Raw genomic sequence first — 21,592 nt, 5'->3', positions numbered from 1 at the left:
GCGCTTTTTCTAATTCTATAGCTGAACGGTTTCAAGCTGTGATTTGATTTGTGTTAATATCTTTTCACACTGTTCTACAAGGGATGGCGGAAAATATTCGCCGTCTCCATATTCTAAACCGTGAGGATAATAATGTTTGCCTAGTAGAGGTGTCATAAGATGAATAACAGCATGCCTGCCCCCTACGTCGCCTGAAATAGCATGTCCTTGGACTCGCAAATAGAAGGTATCTCGCTGAAACTCGAATTTTCGATCGTACGTGACGCGTTCATAATCCCATTGTCCGGCGCGGACCAGACCAAATTGATGCATAATCTCATCTAATAAATCTAAATCAACCTTTAATGAATCAAATTTTGCATATTCAAATTTCATATGAACTCCCTCCCAAAACAGATATACCCCAATTAAATCATAAGCCGAATGGATAAAACTTGCAATATCTAATAAGGAAAAATGTAAACGTTATCTATTTTTATTTAAACGTTTTAAATACGAAAGTTTACTAAAAAGTTGGTCACACTATAAAACGAGCACACGATGTAAAGGAGGATAAAACAATGAAAACTGTACAAGAGGTAATGACAGCTGATACGGAAACATGCACCACGCTTGATAACGTATATGAAGTAGCAGTGAAAATGAAGGAATGGAATGTAGGAGCAATTCCAATTGTCGATAGAGATCAGCTAGTAGGAATGATTACAGATCGAGACTTAGTTATAAAAGGCATTGCAGAAAAGAAGCCGAATTCAAGTAAAGTAACGGATGTTATGAGTGAAGAGCTTATAACTATTACAGCGGAAGCCTCTGTAGAAGAAGCTTCTAAGCTTATGGCTCAACATCAAATCCGTCGTCTTCCCGTTGTGGACAATCAAAAGCTAGTAGGGATTGTATCGCTAGGTGATTTATCAACGTTTCGCTATGCAAATGAACGTGCAGGAGAAGCGCTCTCAGACATTTCACAACAAACGCATTAAAAAGTGAAAGCCAACTGTTTGCAGTATATTCGTAAATAGTTGGCTTTTTCTTTTGTTTCCTCCATACCGATAGCTATTTTTTTTTGAATGCATGTATAATAGAGATAAAAATAAGTTAAACAGGTAAAGAAAACAGGTGTAAGGAGAGGAAGAAAAGCTGAAAAAAGTTATTTTTATTCTCGTATTAATAGTGGCATTTGTATACGCTGAGGATTATTTACCTCAGCTAGAAAAATATCTAACGGGTCAAAATATTGAGCAAAACCAAACGGATTCCAAAAGTCAGCCCACACAAGAAGTGGCTTCTTATGAAAAACAAAGTGAAAATATGATGAGACTCATTGGAGATCATTCAGAACAGTTAATTGGAATGCTTGGAGAGCCGGATCGTATTGATTCTTCTGCATATGGCTATGACTGGTGGATTTACAAAAAGAATCGTCAAACGTATGTGCAGGTAGGAGTAGAAAATAATCAAGTCGTATCTGTATACGTCATTGGCTCAAAAACAAATACAGATCCTTTTGAGATTGGTGAGAAGCGAGAGGAAGTAGAAAAAAGAGTTTCACTTTCATCCGAACTCACGCTTCAAAAAGACGGAAATGAATACCGATTTCGTCTGAGTGAAGAGGATATGAAAATGCGTCCCATTATTAAATATGGAGATGTATACGTCCAACTATATTTTGATCAGTTCCTTAATACAATCTCAAGTATTCGAATTATGGACATGGACACGCTATTAAAACAGCGTCCGTACGAAATTGTTTATCGCGGCGAGCTTCCCACAGCTCCGTCATTGACATCGGAGGAGTGGAAAAGTGTCCAAGAAGGAGAAGAGCAGCAAATTATCGATATTACAAATGTAATTCGAGACCGGTTTCAGCTGTCACCTTTAGCTTGGGACGAAGCCACTGCCGGAGTAGCTTATTTACACAGCAAAGAAATGAGCGACTTAAACTATTTCTCTCACGTTTCACCAGCACAAGGTGATTTAGGCAACCGTCTGCAAAAAGGTGATGTAGTATACCGTATCGCGGGCGAAAATATTGCCTCGAATTATCAGGATGGAATCGCTGCGGTTGAAGGGTGGCTTAATAGTGAGGGACATCGTAAGGCTTTACTCAATAAAGAGTTTACGCGTCTTGGTGTAGGTGTATATGAAAAATATTATACGCAAAACTTTATCACTCCGATGAATGAATAGTAAGTTTAAAACTTCCTTTTGAAAATAGGTCTACTCTTGTCCTCTTTCTCATAAGTTTTAGTAGAGGTTAGAGGAGGGACGAGAATGAAAGGAAGAATAGTAGGAATATTGCTCGTACTTTTCTTTGCATATACGACTACTGTACATGCAGCTGAAGGGCAGTGGGAAAAGCTTGATAACTTATCTGATCAAACGCTATCGCTTGTAGAGCAAAAGGAGTATAAAGCAGCCCAACATTTGTTCAGAAACTTTTCGAATGAATTTACCAGTCTCAATACAGCTTCTTTGGGCGTATCGGCCGAAGATATACGTATTTTAACTCTTTGTTATGAACAGGTAGAAAGGTCTCTTTTATCTTCTGATTCCAGTGATGAAGAACGTCTTCAAAAAGCTACTCAATTTCGATTATTAGTCGATGCGCTTCACAGCAAGCATCAGCCTATGTGGACTGAGCTCGAAGGCAGTATGCTAGCAACATTTAAAGAGATGCGAAATGAAGCGGTAAAAGGAGAACAAGCGGCTTACGAAGCGCAGCTTAAGCAATTTTTGAAGGAGTATGATATGATCTTACCGAGCGCGCAGGTAGACGTGTCGTCTCCCTACGTACAGCGTGTGAGCGCGGATGTTCACTTTTTACAAACTGAAGGAACGCTAAGTGAAATTAACGATAAGCAGTTTAACCAAATGGAACAAAACTTGAAAGATTTTTTTGAACAAGTAAAGGAAAATCGCACAGACCCGTCTTTTATTTGGGTTACAATTACCACCGGAAGTATTATTATTGCTACACTTTTTTATGTAGGAGCGCGAAAATACTTCGCTGACCAGAAAAGAAAGTCAGCTAGAGGGCGTAATGATTGACGTAAAAGCGCAGAATTGTCTAAAATAAAAGAGTAGTCAAACACATAATGAAAGGTGTGGGTAAATGAGCTTTTTGATTTATTTTCTCATTATTATCCTTGTGCCAATTTGGGCACAGTTTAAGGTGAGAAGTGCTTACAAAAAATATTCACAAGTAAGCAACTCATCAGGAATGACAGGCGCAGAAGTAGCAAGAAAAATTTTGGATGAGAACGGGTTGTACAACGTTCACGTAGAGCCTGTAGGCGGATTTTTATCAGATCACTATGATCCTCGTTCAAAAGTCATTCGTTTGTCAGAAGACAACTATTACGGAACCTCTGTCGCAGGCGCTGCCGTTGCGGCTCACGAAGTGGGACACGCGATTCAAGACAAAGAAAACTATTCGTTTTTACGTCTTCGCCACTCGCTTGTGCCGGTGGCAAGCCTTGGATCAAACGCTTCTTGGATTTTAATTATGATTGGAATTATCGCGTCGATTAAGCCGTTGCTATTGTTAGGTATTATCTTCATGGCAGCAGCGGTCGTATTCCAAGTTGTAACACTGCCTGTTGAATTTAACGCTTCAAGCCGAGCAATGACGCAAATCGTCTCAGTCGGAGCAATTCGAAATGATGAAGAGCGCGAGACGCGCAAAGTGCTTAACGCAGCGGCTTTAACATACGTAGCAGCCGCCGCAGTAGCAGTTCTTGAATTGGTTCGTTTAATCATGATTTATACAGGAATGAATAACGACGACTAATAAAAAAATACCGCATTAGCGGTATTTTTTTATCTTTCAAGCGGTTTTTTATTTTCATCAAGGGTAAAGCCTTCGCCTAAGACATCATGAACATCCGTAACTGCAACGAATGCGTGTGGATCTACAGAAGTAATAACTTGCTTTAAACGGAAAATTTCATTTTTACTAACCACGCAGTATAGCACGTTAGTATCTTGCTTAGAAAAAGAACCTTGGCCTTTTAAAATCGTCACGCCTCGATCCATTTCTTTCATAATTTTATCCGATATGGCTTCGTTATGATTTGAAATGATCGTTGCTCCTTTAGCGGCATACGCGCCGTCTTGCATAAAGTCAATAACCCGTGCAGCGACAAAGACTGCAACAAGTGTGTACATAGCTTCTCGGTAGGATAAATAAATGAGAGACGCACTAATCACAATAAAGTCAAAAAGAAACATCGTTTTCCCCATATTCCACCCGATATATTTTTGAACAACACGTGCGATGATATCGACTCCTCCAGTTGTTCCTCCAAACCTGAAAATAATGCCAAGGCCCACTCCAATAAAAACACCGGCAAAAAGAGCTGCTAGAGTCATATCATGACGCAGGGGCATATTCACCGGGAAGCGCTGGAATATCCATAAAAATAGCGATAAGCTGACGACTCCGAGCATGGTATAAATAAAGGCTGTTCTCCCTAATAGTTTCCACCCTACAAAAAACAAAGGAATATTTAACACTAAGTTAGAATAAGAGGGATCAATGTTAAATAAGAAAAATAAAAGCAGGGTAATGCCTGTGAATCCACCTTCAGCTAAATTGTTTTGCATGTTAAAATTAACAAGTCCAAACGCAAATATGGCAGCACCAAGCAGTATAAAAATAATATTTTTAAATCTGAGACCTTTCATACTTACAAACCTCCTATGACCGTTTTTGCACTACCTTATCATAAAGGAATATATTTCATTTCGTAAATAACTATCGAAAAGATTTTTGAAAATAGTAAAAAGTGATGATGTTTCTTCTAGTGCTATGTATTAGTAGTATCCTCAATTCGTAAAATATAGACAGATTTTTGAGAATTAAGGGAAACGTGAGGAATATTGTGAAAGAGCATCTGACAAAGGCTTGGTAAGAAGAAGTAATTACACTAAATAATTTGAAGTAAAGATGTTATAATAGTAAGCTGAGTGTACTTCTAAAAGAGGTGAAATAAAAAGATGTCAAAAAAAACGATGGAGCAAATGCAGCAAGAAGTTGATGCATATATTAGCCAATTTAAAGAAGGATATTTTAGTCCTCTTGCTATGCTTGCGCGAATGTCGGAAGAAGTGGGCGAATTATCGCGCGAAATTAACCACTATTATGGTGAAAAGCCGAAGAAAACGACTGAAGCAGAACGTACGGTCGAAGAAGAAATGGGCGACATTTTATTTGTATTAATTTGCTTTGCAAATTCATTAAATATCGATTTACAAGAAGCGCATGATCGCGTTATGAATAAATTTAATACGCGTGACAAAGATCGCTGGACGAAAAAAGAAGACTAAGGAGAGAAAAAGAATGGACAAAATTCGAATTGTACTTGCAGGACCAAGAGGTCGTATGGGAAAAGAAGCTGTATTATTAATAGAAGAAACAGAGCATTTTGAATTAGTAGCAGCGGTAGATCGTATCAATGAAGGAAAATACATAAGTGATATTGAAGGAATGCCAAATGTACAAGCGCCAATCTACACGGATATTGAAAAATGTTTTGAAGACGTTAAGGCAGATGTTTTAGTTGATTTGACAACACCTGAAATTGGGCGCGCTCATACTAAAACAGCCCTAACATATGGAGTAAGACCTGTTGTAGGAACAACTGGCTTTTCAGAAGAAGATTTAAAAGAATTAAAGCAGCTTGCTGAAGAGAAGGAACTTGGCTGTATCATTGCACCTAATTTTGCGATTGGCGCTATTTTAATGATGAAGTTTTCACAAATGGCAGCTAAATACTTTGATGATGTTGAAATTATTGAAATGCATCACGATCAAAAGTTAGATGCACCATCAGGAACAGGCTTAAAAACAGCGGAGCTTATCAGTGAAGTTCGTGAAGCAAAAAAACAAGGTCATCCTGAGGAAAAAGAATTGCTAGAGGGCGCACGCGGTGCAGATTATGAAGGAATCCGCCTACATAGCGTACGTTTGCCGGGACTGATTGCTCACCAAGAAGTGATGTTCGGAGGATTTGGACAAACATTAAAAATCCGTCATGATTCATACAACCGTGCTTCTTTTATGTCAGGTGTGAAGCTAGCTGTTGACACAGTTATGAACGTAGACACACTTGTATATGGGTTAGAAAATATTATTGACTAAGGAGCGAGAAAAATGAAAATCGCCTTAATTGCACATGATAAAAAGAAAAATGATATGGTACAATTCACAACAGCCTATCAAGCGATTTTACAGGAACATTCGCTGTTCGCAACAGGAACAACAGGAACGCGTATTTCAGAAGCAACAGGTTTGAAGGTTCACCGCTTTCAATCAGGACCCCTTGGGGGAGATCAGGAGATAGGAGCTTTAATTGCTCAAAATGAAATGGATATGGTTATTTTTTTCCGCGATCCGTTAACAGCTCAGCCTCATGAACCTGATATTTCAGCTCTGATGCGTCTCTGTGACGTCTATGCGGTTCCTCTTGCAACGAATATGGGAACAGCAGAGATTTTAATTCATGGACTTGAACGAGGCGATTTGCATTGGCGTTCAATTATAAAAAAATAGGGTGAAGATAATGAAAGAAACAATAGATATCCTTGCCTTTGGTGCTCATGCCGATGATGTAGAAATCGGCATGGGTGGAACCATTGCAAGAATGAGTGAACAAGGTTTGAAGGTAGTTATTTGCGATTTGACGCAAGCTGAACTTTCTTCAAATGGAACGGTTGAAATTCGAAAACAAGAAGCGTCCAAAGCTGCTGGTGTCTTAGGTGTTCATGAGCGAATTCATCTGCATTTGCCAGACAGAGGTTTGGTTTTAAAGGCAGAGTATATAGCTGAAATTGCATCAGTCATTCGCACGTATCAACCAAGGATTATATTTGCTCCTTACTTTGAAGATCGTCATCCTGATCATGGAAATTGTGCAAAGCTTGTAGAAGAGGCCATGTTTTCCGCTGGCGTTAAAAATTATATCGATTATAAAAAGCAAAAAGCTCATCGTACGGAGTCTCTTTATTTCTATATGATAAATGGATTTCATAAGCCAGATTTTATCGTAGATGTATCAAGCACGTTTCAAAAGAAAGTAGCTAGTCTAGAGGCTTATGAAAGTCAATTTATAAAAACAGCAGATACGTTTGATACGCCGCTGGTAAACGGATATATTGAAACGGTAGAGAGCAGAGAGCGATTATTTGGCAAAGAAGTCGGGGTAGCATACGGTGAAGGTTTTTTATCTAAAAAACCGATTTTGATGTACGACGATTTAGTAGGTGGAAAATAAATGAAGTTAAAAATTGGTATTACATGTTATGCTTCGGTTGGAGGTTCAGGAGTGGTAGCAACGGAGCTAGGGAAGCTGCTGGCTGAAAAGGGGCACGAAATTCATTTTATTTCCTCTAGCATGCCTTTTAGATTGACGAAAGTATATCCAAATATTTATTTTCACGAAGTAGATGTAAATCAGTACTCCGTCTTTAAATACCCTCCGTATGATCTTGCTTTATCCAGTAAAATGGCTGAAGTGGCTAAAAGAGAAAAGCTTGACATTATTCATACGCACTATGCGATCCCCCATGCCGTTTGCGGGATTTTAGCTAAACAAATGGTGGAGCACGAAGTGAAAATTGTGACGACTCTTCATGGGACAGATATTACGGTTCTAGGAGAGGATCCATCGTTAAAAGATTTAATTAAATTTGGAATTGAGAAATCAGATGCAGTGACGGCTGTATCTCAGTCACTTGTTGATCAAACTCACCATTTAATTAGTCCAGATAAAGAAATTGAAACGATGTATAATTTTATTGATGAACGAGTTTATCATAAAAAAGAAGTTCAGTATTTAAAAGCAGAGTATGGCATATTAGAAAATGAAAAAGTCGTTATTCATATTTCAAACTTTCGTCAAGTCAAACGAGTTACAGATATAGTCAAAACATTTGCTATTATTAATAAAAAGCTTCAGTCTAAGCTGCTGCTTGTAGGAGACGGCCCTGAAATGACGGTTGTGTCTCAATTAGTAAGAGAGCTAAATCTTCAAGATTCTGTGTTATTTCTTGGGAAACAAGAAAATGTAGCAGAATTATATTCGATTAGCGATTTAAAATTGTTATTATCTGAAAAAGAAAGCTTTGGGCTTGTACTTTTAGAAGCTATGGCTTGTGGTGTTCCATGCATCGGAACAAATACAGGCGGAATTCCTGAAGTAATTGAACACGAAAAAACAGGATATATTTGCGAAGTGGGAGACGTCGAAGAGGCAGCGAGCAAAGCAATTCAGCTACTTGAAAATGAACAGCTGCATCACCAAATGAGGGAAGCGTCTCTAAGCGCAGTTAATCATAAATTTCATTCAACAGAGATTGTGAGTCAATATGAAAAACTTTATTATAAATTGGTACAGGGTTGAAGAATGGAGGACGTTATGAAAGAACCGTTCATTCATCCGCTTTATATTATTGAAAAACTGGAGACAGCCGGTTACGAAGCGTATTTTGTTGGAGGAGCGGTCCGGGATCTCATTTTAAATCGGACGATTGGAGATATTGATATCGCTACGTCAGCTAGGCCTGAACAAGTGATGGAACTCTTTCCTAAGACGATTCATGTAGGAATCGAGCATGGTACGGTTGTCGTTGTCCATGAGAACGAGACCTATGAGGTAACCACTTTTCGCTCTGAGGGAGAATATGATGATTTTCGTCGTCCCTCGTCCGTTACGTTTATTTCGTCTCTTATAGAAGATTTGCAGCGTCGCGATTTTACAATCAATGCAATGGCTATGAATGCAAAAGGAGAAATCATTGATCCATTTAATGGAAGAGAAGATTTACGAAACCAGTTAATTCGCACTGTCGGAAATGCTAAAGAACGCTTTCATGAAGATGCTCTTCGTATGATGAGAGCCGTTCGCTTTGTCAGTCAGCTGGCTTTTTCGCTGTCTGATCAAACTAAAAGAGCCATTCAGCAATACGGTGAACTGCTGAGGCATGTTTCTATTGAACGCATTACAGTTGAATTCGAAAAAATGCTGAGCGGAAAGCGTCCGTCTTTAGCATTAGCACTTGTAGCAGATACGGAGCTGTATCGCTACTTGCCCCAATTGAATGTAGATCCGCAAAAATTCCGATCTGTTTGTGCACATGATTGGATGATGCTTCAGCGAGTATCGGAGTCATGGACACTTCTGGTACATCTACTCGACATTCAAGACAAGCAGGCATTTTTTAAAAGCTGGAAATTATCTAATAAGCAAATTAAAGATATTCAGCTTCAGTCTATTGGTCTTCGAGACGTTTTGGAAAATGGATGGTCAAAACGCATCATGTATACAATTGGAGAGCAGGCCAGCGTAAGCGTGAATCGTATTTTACAACTTCTTCGAAGCAATGAGCATATGAATGAACATGAGCTTCTTTACATCTATAGCGAGCTGCCTATTCATTCTTTAAAAGATTTAGATATAAATGGTCAAGATCTTTTAGTGTGGACAGGTAAAAAGGGTGGTCCATGGGTGTCTCAACTGTTAAAAGAAATTGAGGAGAAAGTTCTATACAATGAGTTAATGAACACGAAATCTTCAATAAGAAAGTGGGTGCAGTCTTGCAGTCAGATATAAGAAGAACGCTGCTCGAAATGTTTACGAACGCAGATGGGGACTATGTGTCCGGCCAAAAGATCAGCGATTTATTAGGCTGTTCAAGAACAGCTGTATGGAAGCATATCGAAGAGCTGCGAAAAGACGGCTATGAACTTGAAGCTGTTCGTAAAAAAGGCTATCGCATTGTTGAGAAGCCGAACAAAGTAAGCAGCAACGAGCTTTTATTAGGGCTCCAAACAACAAAAATCGGTCAGTATATTCATTATGAGGAAAGCGTACATTCTACTCAAAAAATTGCTCATCGAATTGCTCAAGAAGGAGCAAAAGAAGGAACGGTTGTAGTTGCTGAAGAGCAAACGGCAGGGAGAGGAAGACTTGATAGAGCGTGGTATTCCCCAAAATATACTGGTGCCTGGATGAGTATTATACTGCGTCCTTCTATCCCTCCGCAGCAGGCTCCTCAGCTGACTCTACTATCAGCAGTGGCTGTTGTACAGGCCATTCAAGAAGTGACGAACCTTTCTCCAGACATTAAATGGCCTAATGATGTTTTATTAAATGGGAAGAAGCTAGTTGGGATTTTAACAGAAATGCAGGCTGATTTTGACCGGATTCATTCGGTCATCATTGGAATTGGCATCAATGTGAATCAGCAGGAAACGGATTTTAATGAACAAATCAAACACATTGCCACATCTTTACGTATTGAAAAAGGTGAAGAAATTAATCGTGCAGCTTTGATGCAAGCGTTTTTCTTAAAGTTAGAAACCCTTTACGAAGAATACCTAAAAAATGGCTTTGGCTTAATTAAAGTTCTTTGGGAAACGTATGCGATCAGTATTGGCAAGCGAATTATAGCACGCACGATGACAGCCAACATTGAAGGCTTTGCAAAAGGTATAACAGATGAAGGCGTTCTATTGATTGAAGATGATGAAGGAGTTATACACCGAATTCATTCTGCAGATATTGAGCTCTCTGCTAAAAAATAGTAGAAAAATAAAGAAATTTTTATTATAATACGAGTATCAAGGTAGTATCGCAAGAACTTCACTTGATACTCGTTTTTTATTTTTAATACGACAATAAATCTGCCTTGATCCATTAAGGACTAGGACAGAGGGATGACGCGTAGGTAAGCACATTAGGTAAAGTGTGCTTTTTATAGATGAAGTCTGTCAAAGTCCTTCTTCCTTTTATAGGTAGAAGGACTTTTTGTGTGCAGACGTGCGCTCATCTCCTCTGAGAAGGAGGAGAAAGTTAGTGAAAACAAAATTAGATTTTTTACGTATGAAACAGAACAATGAACCAATTGTAATGCTGACTGCGTACGATTATCCGTCAGCTAAGTACGCTGAGGAAGCAGGCGTAGACATGATTTTAGTAGGCGATTCTCTAGGAATGGTCGTTTTAGGATATGACTCTACGATTCCTGTAACGGTAGATGATATGATTCATCATACAAAAGCGGTTAAAAGAGGAGCTGCTGATACATTTATCGTCACTGACATGCCATTTATGTCCTATCACGTGTCGAAAGAAGACACGATGAAAAATGCTGCTCGTATTATGCAGGAAAGCGGAGCTCATGCTTTAAAAGTAGAAGGTGCAAAGGATGTTCTTTATACAATTTCAGAATTGACGCAAGCTGGTATTCCGGTTGTTGCACATCTCGGGTTAACACCTCAGTCTGTCGGTGTCCTGGGCGGTTATAAAGTGCAGGGAAAAGAAGCAAAAGAAGCCAAACAGCTAATCCAAGACGCGATCAAGTGTGAGCAAGCGGGAGCTATTGCTGTTGTATTAGAATGTGTTCCTAAACAAGTAGCAAAACAAGTAGCTGAACGCTTGAGCATTCCAACAATCGGAATTGGAGCAGGAGCTGATACGGATGGTCAAGTACTTGTATACCACGATGTATTAACGTACGGAGTAGAGCGTGTGCCAAAATTCGTTCAGTCATTTGCGAAAATAAATGAGCCTATTTTACAGGGGCTTTCTCAGTATGTAAGTGAAGTGAAAAAAAGAGAGTTTCCGAAAGAAGCCCATACTTTTTCAATGAAAGAAGAGCAGTTAACGGCGCTGTACGGAGGAAAATAAGATGAAAGTCATTACAGCAATTAAAGACATGCAGCAGGAGATGAAAAAAGAAAAGCAGCTTGGACGTTCAATTGGATTTGTCCCCACGATGGGCTATTTGCATGAAGGCCACGCTACTTTGCTTGGAGCGGCTCGCACAGAAAATGAAGTAGTGGTGCTAAGTATTTTTGTGAACCCGACTCAATTTGGACCGAATGAAGATTTTGATACGTATCCAAGAGATTTTGACCGCGATGAGCGCGTGGCAAAAGAAGCTAACGTCGACTATTTATTTTATCCTTCAGTAGAGGAAATGTATAAGTCAAGCCGTTCAGTTGCTATAACCGTGACCGATCGTGTAGACGTATTGTGTGGACAGAAGCGCCCCGGTCATTTTGACGGAGTAGCCACGGTGCTAACAAAGCTTTTTCACATTGTAACACCGGATCGTGCATACTTTGGTAAAAAAGATGCACAGCAAGTTGCTGTGGTAGATGGCTTAATTGAAGACTTTAATTTTCCTGTGGAGCTTAGAGCAGTAGATACGGTGAGAGAAGCAGATGGATTAGCTAAAAGTTCTCGCAACGTATATTTAACAGATAAAGAAAGAGAAGAGGCACCTGTTTTATTTAAGAGTTTACAAAGCGCTCTGCAGCTTCTTGAAAGCGGAGAGAAGCAAGTAGAAATCCTTAAAGAGACCATTCGAAAAGAAATTGAGCAATATACGAGCGGTAAAGTGGATTATATCGAAATTTATACGTATCCAGAGCTAAAAACGATTAAGCAAACCGCTGGAAAAATCATTATTGCTTTAGCTGTTCAATTCTCTAAAGCCCGTTTAATTGATAATGTAATTGTAGACGTACAGGGGGATAACTAAATGTTTCGCACGATGATGAATGCTAAAATACACAGAGCTCATGTAACTGAAGCCAACTTAAATTATGTTGGCAGTATCACCATTGATGAAGATATCATCGACGCAGTAGGAATCGCAGCAAACGAAAAAGTCCAAATTGTAAACAATAATAACGGAGCTCGCTTGGAAACGTACGTGATTCCCGGCGAACGCGGGAGCGGCGTAGTTTGTTTAAATGGAGCTGCTGCAAGACTCGTGCAGCCTGGAGATATTATCATCATTATCTCTTATGCGTTCGTAGCCAATGAAGAAGTAGCTCACCATCATCCAACTGTAGCGATTATGAATGAGCAGAATAAAATCCAACAATTGCTTAAACAAGAACCAGCTGGTACAATTCTATAAGAACAGTCCCCCTTTATGAGGGGGATTTTTATTTGAATACATACGCTAGTAAGTGAACGGTATAAACCTCTATACACACTAAAGTAAAACTTCTATGTATGAAAGCCTCTCTGTTTTTCACGAGAAGGAGTTGCGCTTTTAAAGCATATAGAGCAGGCTTTCACTTTATACTATAAAAAGACAGACTTGCGAGGTGTTGACCGTGAATAAACGCTTTGTTGTGGTAGATCTTGAAACGACGGGACATTCTCCAAAACAAGGAGATAAAATGATTCAATTTGCTGCTGTCATAGTAGAAGACGGCAAAATTGTTGAACGTTTTTCTAGTTTTTTAAATCCTGGTATGGATATTCCGCCTTTTATTACACAACTAACTAACATTCAAAATGATATGGTGAAAGATGCGCCTTTATTTGAAGAAATTTCACCTAAAATTATAGAATTACTAGATGATGCTTATTTTGTTGCACATAATGTGGCATTTGATTTAACTTTTTTACAAGAAGAACTCTATCAGTGCGGAGAGGAGACGCTTTATAATTCAACCGTAGATACCGTCGAACTGGCCCGGATTCTGCTGCCTACAGTTGATGGGTACAAACTTAGCCAATTAGCTGAGTATTTACATATTGAACATGAAAACCCTCATCAAGCAGATAGTGATGCAGAAGTAACGGCACGTATTTTACTGTTACTAATTGAAAAATTAAAGAAGCTGCCTCTAACAACCTTGAAGCAGCTGTATGCGCTAAGCTTGCACTTTAAAAGTGAAATTGGAGAACTGATTCAACAAGTTATAGATGATAAAAGCTATGCCGAGGATGATTCTTATGAATTTATACATGGCATTGCGCTACACAAATATCAGCCGCATTCAGCTAATGAAAAGCAGCACTCTCATACTTATGAAATATTTGAAACTGAAAAGCAAAAGCTGTTCCATCAGGCTCTGCCATTGTTTGAAGAACGAAAAGGGCAGTGGGAGATGATGAACTTTGTACAAGAGTGCTTTGCAGGTAATGAGCATGCTTTAATTGAAGCCGGGACCGGTATTGGGAAAACCTACGCTTACTTAGTCCCCGCCGTGTTTTATGCTTCTGTTCATCATCGCCCAGTTATTATCTCAACTAACACGGTAACGCTTCAGCAGCAAATCATCGAAAAAGATGTGCCTATTCTAGAAAAGATTGTTCCGTTTCCTGTTACAGCAGCTGTTTTAAAAGGAAGAGAACACTACATTAGTATAAGAAAATTTATTCAGCTCTTAAAAGAGCGCAATAATAATTACGATGCGATCCTAACAAAAGCGAAGCTGCTTATCTGGCTGACGGAAACGGAAACGGGCGACAGCGATGAAATAAACTTGCCTTCTGGCGGCAAACTTTTTTGGGAACAGCTAAATGAAAGCAATCCGTCTCCAAGTGACTTTAAGCATCCTTGGAAACTTTATTCTTTTTATGAACGAGCGCAGAACAGAGCGCAAAATGCCCACATAGTAGTGACAAATCATCGCTTGCTGTTGATGGATGTGATGAGTAATCATGAGCTGCTGCCTGAGTATGAACAGATTATTATTGACGAGGCACATCACTTAGAAGACATTGCCGGAGAAGAGCTGGGGGAGCGCTTAGATTATTTTGCGGTTCATGCGCTATTAAACCGAATCGGAACCATTCAAGACAAAGGGCTGTTAAAAAAAGTTCATCATACCTTTGTAAAATATAGCATCGAGCTTAACACTGAACTGCTTCAAAACCTGTTTGTGCAGCTTCATTCTGAGTGCGATGACTTATTTCGTTTGATTCATTCTTTTGTCCAAAAAAGAATCGGCAATCAGCAGGGCGAGATTGGAAGAAGCAGCTATCGATATAAAGTGGAAAAAGAGCATGGGCATTACTGGACGGCTATTCAAGAAGCAGCGTCGCGCATTCGTTTTTTAATTCACGATCTTTTTACATGGAATGATGGGGCAAGACATTCCTTTGACGAACTATATGACAAAGTCACAAAAAATGAACAGTCGTCTCTTCATGAATTTCAAACGGCTGTTAAAGGATTTGAACACATATCTCAGCAAATAGAAAAGCTTCTGTTCAAACAGCAGAGTCATCACGTAACGTGGTTTGAGATTGAACCAAAAGGAGCAGCGAATGCTACGTATATCTATAGTCAGCCTACTTCCATTGCCGATACGCTGGCTGATGAATTTTTCGCTAAGAAACAAAGCGTTATTTTAACATCGGCTACATTGACGGTAAATGGAACATTTGATTATTTAATTCAAGAGCTAGGGTTATATGACTTTCAGCCTGCTCAACTCATTCTCCCTTCCGAGTTTGATTATGAGAAGCAAGCTAAAGTCTATATTCCTCAAGATATGCCTGCTGTTAACGAAGTATCATTATATGAGTATAGCGCTATGATGGCAGAAAGTATTCTTGACGTAGCTAAAGTAACAAATGGTCGTATGCTGGTGCTTTTTACTTCCTATGACATGTTGAAAGCTACGTATGGTTATTTAAAAGAGTTAAACGATCTTGAAGAGTTTGTACTGCTCGGTCAAGGAGTCACAACTAGAAATCGTAATAGACTGCTAAAAGACTTCAGCCAGTTTGAGCATTCTATTCTTTTAGGTACAAACAGCCTGTGGGAAGGAATTGATCTGCCAGGAGATTTATTATCATGTCTCGTAATTGTCAGACTTCCTTTTTCATCGCCTAATCAACCTCTGCTGACAGCTAAATTTGAGCAGATGAAAAAAGAAGGAAAAAGTCCTTTTATGAATTATTCACTTCCTCAGGCCGTTATCCGTTTTAAACAAGGATTTGGACGGTTGATTCGTTCCAAAAGTGACCGAGGAGCTATATTTATTTTTGATAATCGTATTACGCGAACAGCATATGGATACCATTTTCTTCATTCACTTCCAAAAGTCCAGGTTGTGCAAAAAACGTTTTCGAATATCTTACTGGACTACAAAGAATGGTGGAATGAAAAGACTTGAGCATACGCTTAAGTCTTTTTTTTATGCATATAGTTTCTTCACTTGAGAGACGATAGTAATATACTATGATAAGCAAATGAGGACAGTGTATGTTTAAAATATTGCTAAGTGCTGTACTGTTTTTTAGTTTGATGAACTGTTCGGTTTCAGCAGCCGTCATTAAAAACGTAGATTTTGGTTTGCAAGCTGATGAAGTAGTGATTACCTTTCTACCTCTTTCAGCTGGAGAAGCGAGTCTGATTCAAGATGGAAGCGGTGAGACCATTTTGATAAATACCGGCGATACATCTTCCTATCCCGAGCTAAAAAAGTGGTTGAAGCGATATAAAGTGAAAAAAATTAACCAATTAGTGATTACAAAACAGCAAAAGTACTATGATTCAAATGTTCAGCGAGCTGTGAATGATTATCATATAGAGCGTATTATTGTCCCGGCTCAGTACCAGGCGGAATTTCAAACAGAGAAGTGGAAAGAAAATGATTTATTTCAGTTAACAGATAATATACACGTTGATGTCTTGCATGCATCGAAGCAAAAAACAGCGGCTATGGATCTATTATTTACGATCGGAGAACATCGGATTCTATATGCAATGAGCAGCTCAGATGAAGTAGAAGAAAAGTTTTTACGCATTCCTCTTACCCATGTAGATGTATTAAAAATTCCTAATTTTGGAGAGGGAACGTTTTTTTCGAATGCATTTTTGAAGCAATTAGATACACAGCTTGCCGTTATGTTTACGAAACCAGGCCGTTCCTATTCCCCTCGACTGCTTTCAAATTTAACAGCTGAATGGATTGAATTATATGACGTAAGAGAGGGGAGCGCTTACTCTATTAAAATGTCGCTAAAATCCTATGATGTGATGAAATTTTCTGCAAAATAAACAAATTTCCTTTTGCAAAAAGAGGTAAATTCCTTATAATATTATATATGTTTACTTATTTATTCGGTTTTTACGCAAAACGTACAGACGGGATTGATGAGTGAAAAAGATGACGATGGTTTTTGATACCTGTTATAATACGGATATCGTCATTTTTGCGTCGTGATAGACGAGCTAGGAGGTTTACAATGGAAAGTAGGATTGAAGTATTATCAACTGTCCGCGTGGAAAATTCCTCGGATTTATATAAAATTGTTGATAGTTTGAATCGCACGTTGAAAAAGCAAGATTTGATGTTCGGATTAGCGCTAGATGAAGAAGATCAAAGCAAAGCTGTATTTACAATTTATCGTACATAAGTAGGGATTTTATGAAAAAGTTAATTATTGTAGCGGTAGCTGCTGTGCTTTTAATTATCGGGGGCATTTCTTTTAGCATTTATCACTCGTCCGTGAAGGATGTGCAGTCTGCTGAGGAAAAAGCAGCATCTCAAGCAAAAAAAGAATTTAATTTGAAATCTGTCACAAGCACCCAGCCATATTTCGGCAATCATGCATTTTATGTAGTAGAAGGTACAAACCGAAGCAATCAAAAGGTAATTGCTTGGATGCCTAAAAGCAAAAAACAAACAGCAGTTTTAAAGAAAGCAAGCAGCGGGATCACAAAAGAAAAAGCCATTTCCATTGTGAAAAATGATAAAAACCCGCAGGAAATTAAGTCGGTGCGCCTAGGCATTGAAAAGAAAAAGCCGCTGTGGGAAGTAACATATGTGGAGAAAGATAAGAAACATTTAACATACTATTATCTTGATTTCTCTAGCGGTGAATTTATAAAACGATACAGCTTATCTCAATCATAAATCGTTTATACCATATGAAATGCCATATGTGTCATAATATAAGATTTCAGCGCTTTATGAAAATGAAGCCAATTTTTTATCTATAATCAGCCCGCGGGCTGATTATAGCTTTAGTTCATAGGGGGAGATTTTAGTGAAGTTAGCAAAACGTGTATCAGCATTAACGCCATCATCAACATTAGCGATTACAGCAAAAGCGAAAGAATTGAAAGCGGCTGGTCATGATGTGATTGGACTTGGAGCAGGGGAACCTGATTTTAATACGCCGCAGCACATTTTAGAAGCGGCTGTCACAGCAATGAATGATGGTCAGACAAAATATACGCCAGCAGGCGGCCTTGCACCATTAAAAGAAGCGGTAATTGAAAAATTCAAACGCGACCAAGGCCTGACGTATTCACCTTCTGAAATTATTGTTTGTACAGGTGCTAAGCACGCACTGTATACGTTATTTCAAGTTCTGTTAGACGAAGGTGACGAAGTGATTATCCCAACTCCTTACTGGGTAAGTTATCCTGAGCAAGTAAAGTTAGCAGAAGGTACACCAGTATTCGTTGAAGGTTCTGAAAATAACGAATTTAAAATCACACCTGAACAATTAGAAGCGGCTATTACTGCTAAAACCAAAGCTGTTATTATCAATTCACCAAGCAACCCAACAGGTATGATTTACACAAGAGAAGAGCTTCAAGCTTTAGGAGAAGTTTGCTTGAAGCACGATATTTTTATCGTATCAGATGAAATTTATGAAAAGCTTGTATACGGTCAAAATGAACATGTATCGATTGCACAGCTTTCACCAGCGTTAAAAGAAAAAACAATTATCATTAACGGTGTTTCTAAGTCACATTCCATGACGGGCTGGCGCATTGGATATGCAGCTGGTGATGCTACAGTTATTAAAGCGATGACAAACCTAGCGAGTCACAGCACGTCAAATCCAACATCTATTGCTCAATATGCAACAATTGCTGCTTATAACGGCACTCAAGAGCCGGTGGAAATGATGCGACAAGCTTTTGAAGAGCGTCTAAACGTGATTCATGAAAAGCTGATTAACATTCCAGGGTTCTCATGCTTAAAGCCACAGGGTGCTTTCTACTTATTCCCTAACGCAATTGAAGCTGCAAAGTTAACGGGCTTTGATACAGTTGATGCTTGGGTAGAAGCTATTTTAGAAGAAGAGAAGGTAGCCCTAGTTCCTGGATCAGGATTCGGTTCACCTGAAAACGTACGTCTTTCTTATGCTACATCACTAGATTTGCTAGAAAAGGCATTAGAACGAATTCAATCATTCATGACTCGTCACATGAAATAAAAAAGTAACAATAGATAGAAACAAAAGAGCTTTTTAGCACAAATCACACGTGTTAGAAGGCTCTTTTTGTTTGTTACTTGTTATTATGTTTGTCGAAATGTATAATAGGATGGCATACATAATTACGAAATGTAAGTTTTTTGGAGGGATATTAATCGTGAAAATTACGATTTCAGAAGCAAGCAAGCATGTAGGAAAAGAAGTAACAATTGGTGCTTGGTTAGCGAATAAACGTTCAAGTGGTAAAATTGCCTTTTTACAGCTGCGCGATGGATCAGGATTCATGCAAGGGGTAGTTGTAAAAGCTGAAGTAGAAGAAGAAACTTTTAAATTAGCTAAATCTATGACGCAAGAATCATCACTATATGTAACAGGTGTAGTACGTGAAGATGAGCGCTCACCGTTTGGCTATGAGTTAACAGTTACAAGCCTTGAAGTTATTCATGAAGCTGTTGATTATCCAATTACGCCAAAAGAACATGGAACAGAGTTCTTAATGGATAACCGTCATTTATGGCTGCGTTCTAAACGTCAGCATGCTGTTATGAAGGTTCGTAACGAAATTATTCGTGCAACGTATGAATTCTTTAACGAAAACGGGTTTACAAAAGTAGATCCGCCAATCCTAACAGGAAGTGCTCCTGAAGGAACAACAGAATTATTCCACACGAAATATTTTGACGAGGATGCATATCTTTCTCAAAGTGGACAGCTCTATATGGAAGCAGCGGCAATGGCGCTTGGAAAAGTATTTTCATTCGGTCCAACGTTCCGTGCTGAAAAATCTAAAACACGCCGTCATTTAATTGAGTTTTGGATGATTGAACCAGAGATGGCTTTCTACCAATTCGAAGATAACTTGAAAGTACAGGAAGAGTATGTGTCTCATGTCGTACAATCTGTTTTAACAAACTGTAAGTTAGAGTTAAATGTACTAGGCCGTGATACATCTAAGTTAGAACAAATTAAAGCGCCATTCCCTCGTATTTCGTACGATGACGCTCTTAAATTCTTACATGAAAAAGGATTTACAGACATTCAGTGGGGAGATGACTTTGGAGCACCGCATGAAACGGCTATCGCAGAAAGCTATGACAAGCCGGTATTCATTACACACTATCCAACGTCATTAAAACCATTTTATATGCAGCCAGATCCAACAAATGAAGACGTAGTATTATGTGCAGACTTAATCGCACCAGAAGGCTACGGAGAAATCATTGGAGGCTCTGAACGTATTCATGATCAAGAGCTTTTAGCTCAGCGTGTAGAAGAGCATAAATTAGATACTGAAACGTATAAGTGGTATTTAGAGCTTCGTAAGTATGGCTCAGTTCCACATTCAGGATTTGGTTTAGGCCTTGAGCGTACGGTAGCATGGATTAGCGGCGTAGAACACGTTCGTGAAACGATTCCATTCCCACGCTTATTAAACCGTTTATACCCGTAAGGAAGTGAAAAAAGTATTCTGACTCTTGTAGTCAGGATACTTTTTTAGCTTTTTTATGAATCATAAAAAGAAAAGATAAACGAGGCTTTTACTTATATCATAAGGAAACAAAGGCAAACATAGAAAAGAGTCTAACTTAAAAGGGAGTTGCAATTCTCGAAAAAATAAGTTAGTGTAATATTCTTGGAAGGAAGTCATCGTTCGTATATATTTTATATGTGCAGAGCAATGGTACGGTTTCAGCGGAAAGTTTTACATAGAAGCTTTTTAGCTTCGAATAATTATTACTTTGACTATAAACTTCATGATATACTAACTACTGAGGTGTTCGGATATGAAAAAAGAAACGTTAATTGAATGGTTTGAACAAGGCACAGTTTCAATTCCGAAGCTGCTGTTTAATCACTATAGCGATTTGGGAATGAACGAAACGGAATTCATGACGTTAATGCATATTTATGTTTCCATTGAAGGCGGTGAAGGTTTCCCGACACCTAACGAATTGGCGGCAAAAATGAGTATTTCAAGTGCTGTCTGCATGGATACGCTGCGAGCATTAATTCAGCGCGGCTTTTTATCTATTGAGCAAGATCAACAGCAAAACGCCCTTATTTGTGAACGTTATTCATTAAAACCGCTTTGGGAAAAGCTTATTCATCATATGATGCAAGAAACAAGAGAAGTAGAAAAAAACGAAGAAGAACAAGAAGAGCTTAATTTATATACAATGTTTGAAAAAGAGTTCGGCAGAGCATTGTCTCCGTTTGAATGCGAAACGCTAGCGATGTGGATTGATCAAGATCATCATGATCCCATTATTATTAAAGCGGCACTAAGAGAGTCGGTGATGTCTGGAAAATTAAACTTCCGGTATATTGATCGTATTTTATTTGAATGGAAGAAAAATGGTATTCGGACCATTGATCAAGCCCGCAAGCATAGCCAAAAATTTCGTCAAAATCAACAGCCCAAAAAACTATCTTCTGTTAACCCTTCTCAGTCTACATCAGCCATTCCTTTTTTTAATTGGCTAGAGCAATGACAGGATAAAAAGCTGCTTCAAGATCCAAGTAATTGAATCTTGAAGCAGCTTTTTTAAAAGAATACGGACAAGAGTAGCATTTGACAGGAACCCTATTGT

At 38.7% G+C, this 21,592-nt stretch carries 23 protein-coding genes; 21 read left to right on the top strand and 2 right to left on the bottom strand.

The features are described from left to right. Positions 1–15 precede the first annotated feature (15 nt). Positions 16–375: a YugN family protein gene (locus AC2YJL_RS17015; RefSeq protein WP_230932083.1), complete on the bottom strand. Its 360-nt coding sequence runs from the start codon at positions 373–375 to the stop codon at positions 16–18. A gap of 185 nt (positions 376–560) precedes the next feature. Here AC2YJL_RS17015 and AC2YJL_RS17010 point away from each other — a divergent pair, with 185 nt between their 5' ends. The 4 genes from AC2YJL_RS17010 to AC2YJL_RS16995 all read left to right on the top strand — a co-directional run bounded on the left by AC2YJL_RS17010 (position 561) and on the right by AC2YJL_RS16995 (position 3,790). Further along, positions 561–980, top strand: a complete 420-nt coding sequence (locus AC2YJL_RS17010; protein ID WP_230932084.1) for a CBS domain-containing protein — start codon at positions 561–563, stop codon at positions 978–980. A 190-nt stretch (positions 981–1,170) separates the two neighbouring features. After that, positions 1,171–2,187 carry a CAP domain-containing protein gene (locus AC2YJL_RS17005; protein WP_230932085.1) on the top strand — a complete coding sequence of 339 codons (1,017 nt, stop codon included), beginning with the start codon at positions 1,171–1,173 and terminating at the stop codon, positions 2,185–2,187. Positions 2,188–2,271: 84 nt separating this feature from the next. Next, positions 2,272–3,048, top strand: coding sequence for a sporulation protein YpjB (locus AC2YJL_RS17000; RefSeq protein ID WP_050690679.1), 777 nt, complete (start codon positions 2,272–2,274; stop codon positions 3,046–3,048). A gap of 64 nt (positions 3,049–3,112) precedes the next feature. Then, positions 3,113–3,790: a zinc metallopeptidase gene (locus tag AC2YJL_RS16995; protein WP_013056088.1), complete on the top strand. Its 678-nt coding sequence runs from the start codon at positions 3,113–3,115 to the stop codon at positions 3,788–3,790. Positions 3,791–3,819: 29 nt separating this feature from the next. On the opposite strand, the gene AC2YJL_RS16990 is transcribed toward AC2YJL_RS16995, so the two are convergent. Then, complete coding sequence (locus AC2YJL_RS16990; RefSeq protein WP_013056089.1) at positions 3,820–4,686, bottom strand: YitT family protein; 867 nt, start codon at positions 4,684–4,686, stop codon at positions 3,820–3,822. Between the two features lie 312 nt (positions 4,687–4,998). On the opposite strand from AC2YJL_RS16990, the gene AC2YJL_RS16985 reads away from it, so the two are divergent. The 17 genes from AC2YJL_RS16985 (at position 4,999) to AC2YJL_RS16905 (ending at position 21,493) form a co-directional block, all read left to right on the top strand. Next, positions 4,999–5,328: a nucleotide pyrophosphohydrolase gene (locus AC2YJL_RS16985; protein ID WP_013056090.1), complete on the top strand. Its 330-nt coding sequence runs from the start codon at positions 4,999–5,001 to the stop codon at positions 5,326–5,328. Between the two features lie 13 nt (positions 5,329–5,341). Beyond that, positions 5,342–6,142, top strand: a complete 801-nt coding sequence (gene dapB / locus AC2YJL_RS16980; RefSeq protein WP_050690680.1) for a 4-hydroxy-tetrahydrodipicolinate reductase — start codon at positions 5,342–5,344, stop codon at positions 6,140–6,142. Positions 6,143–6,154: 12 nt separating this feature from the next. Beyond that, positions 6,155–6,553 carry a methylglyoxal synthase gene (mgsA, locus tag AC2YJL_RS16975; RefSeq protein WP_013056092.1) on the top strand — a complete coding sequence of 133 codons (399 nt, stop codon included), beginning with the start codon at positions 6,155–6,157 and terminating at the stop codon, positions 6,551–6,553. 10 nt (positions 6,554–6,563) lie between these two features. Next, entirely contained in the window at positions 6,564–7,274 is a 711-nt protein-coding gene (gene bshB1, locus AC2YJL_RS16970; protein ID WP_230932086.1) for a bacillithiol biosynthesis deacetylase BshB1, read from the top strand. Next, positions 7,275–8,402 (top strand): N-acetyl-alpha-D-glucosaminyl L-malate synthase BshA, encoded by a 1,128-nt coding sequence (gene bshA / locus AC2YJL_RS16965; protein ID WP_028407960.1) that lies wholly within the window; start codon positions 7,275–7,277, stop codon positions 8,400–8,402. Positions 8,403–8,417: 15 nt separating this feature from the next. Then, a complete protein-coding gene (locus AC2YJL_RS16960; protein ID WP_028407961.1) occupies positions 8,418–9,611 on the top strand; it encodes a CCA tRNA nucleotidyltransferase in 1,194 nt (397 codons plus the stop codon). Next, entirely contained in the window at positions 9,596–10,585 is a 990-nt protein-coding gene (locus AC2YJL_RS16955; RefSeq protein WP_082178525.1) for a biotin--[acetyl-CoA-carboxylase] ligase, read from the top strand. The genes AC2YJL_RS16960 and AC2YJL_RS16955 overlap by 16 nt, the downstream gene beginning before the upstream one ends. A gap of 271 nt (positions 10,586–10,856) precedes the next feature. After that, entirely contained in the window at positions 10,857–11,690 is an 834-nt protein-coding gene (panB, locus tag AC2YJL_RS16950) for a 3-methyl-2-oxobutanoate hydroxymethyltransferase (RefSeq protein WP_028407963.1), read from the top strand. A 1-nt stretch (position 11,691) separates the two neighbouring features. Continuing rightward, positions 11,692–12,549 (top strand): pantoate--beta-alanine ligase, encoded by an 858-nt coding sequence (gene panC, locus AC2YJL_RS16945; RefSeq protein WP_195695014.1) that lies wholly within the window; start codon positions 11,692–11,694, stop codon positions 12,547–12,549. Next, the gene (gene panD, locus AC2YJL_RS16940; protein WP_050690683.1) at positions 12,550–12,933 is read left to right on the top strand and encodes an aspartate 1-decarboxylase; all 384 of its coding nucleotides are present in this window, start codon (positions 12,550–12,552) and stop codon (positions 12,931–12,933) included. A gap of 202 nt (positions 12,934–13,135) precedes the next feature. Beyond that, entirely contained in the window at positions 13,136–15,937 is a 2,802-nt protein-coding gene (dinG, locus tag AC2YJL_RS16935) for an ATP-dependent DNA helicase DinG (protein ID WP_230932088.1), read from the top strand. 89 nt (positions 15,938–16,026) lie between these two features. After that, entirely contained in the window at positions 16,027–16,824 is a 798-nt protein-coding gene (locus AC2YJL_RS16930) for a ComEC/Rec2 family competence protein (RefSeq protein ID WP_195695013.1), read from the top strand. A gap of 188 nt (positions 16,825–17,012) precedes the next feature. Beyond that, complete coding sequence (locus AC2YJL_RS16925) at positions 17,013–17,183, top strand: YpmA family protein (protein ID WP_013056102.1); 171 nt, start codon at positions 17,013–17,015, stop codon at positions 17,181–17,183. Positions 17,184–17,194: 11 nt separating this feature from the next. After that, entirely contained in the window at positions 17,195–17,683 is a 489-nt protein-coding gene (locus AC2YJL_RS16920; RefSeq protein WP_050690686.1) for a cell wall elongation regulator TseB-like domain-containing protein, read from the top strand. 133 nt (positions 17,684–17,816) lie between these two features. Continuing rightward, positions 17,817–19,001 carry a pyridoxal phosphate-dependent aminotransferase gene (locus AC2YJL_RS16915; RefSeq protein WP_013082327.1) on the top strand — a complete coding sequence of 395 codons (1,185 nt, stop codon included), beginning with the start codon at positions 17,817–17,819 and terminating at the stop codon, positions 18,999–19,001. 157 nt (positions 19,002–19,158) lie between these two features. After that, positions 19,159–20,451, top strand: coding sequence for an asparagine--tRNA ligase (asnS, locus tag AC2YJL_RS16910; protein ID WP_028407969.1), 1,293 nt, complete (start codon positions 19,159–19,161; stop codon positions 20,449–20,451). A gap of 334 nt (positions 20,452–20,785) precedes the next feature. Then, positions 20,786–21,493, top strand: coding sequence for a DnaD domain-containing protein (locus AC2YJL_RS16905; RefSeq protein WP_028407970.1), 708 nt, complete (start codon positions 20,786–20,788; stop codon positions 21,491–21,493). Positions 21,494–21,592: the final 99 nt, after the last annotated feature.

This window comes from Priestia sp. SRI_019 (assembly GCF_057586255.1).
The sequence above is the reverse complement of the archived record's forward strand: the minus strand, read 5'-3'. Positions and strand labels throughout refer to the sequence as shown.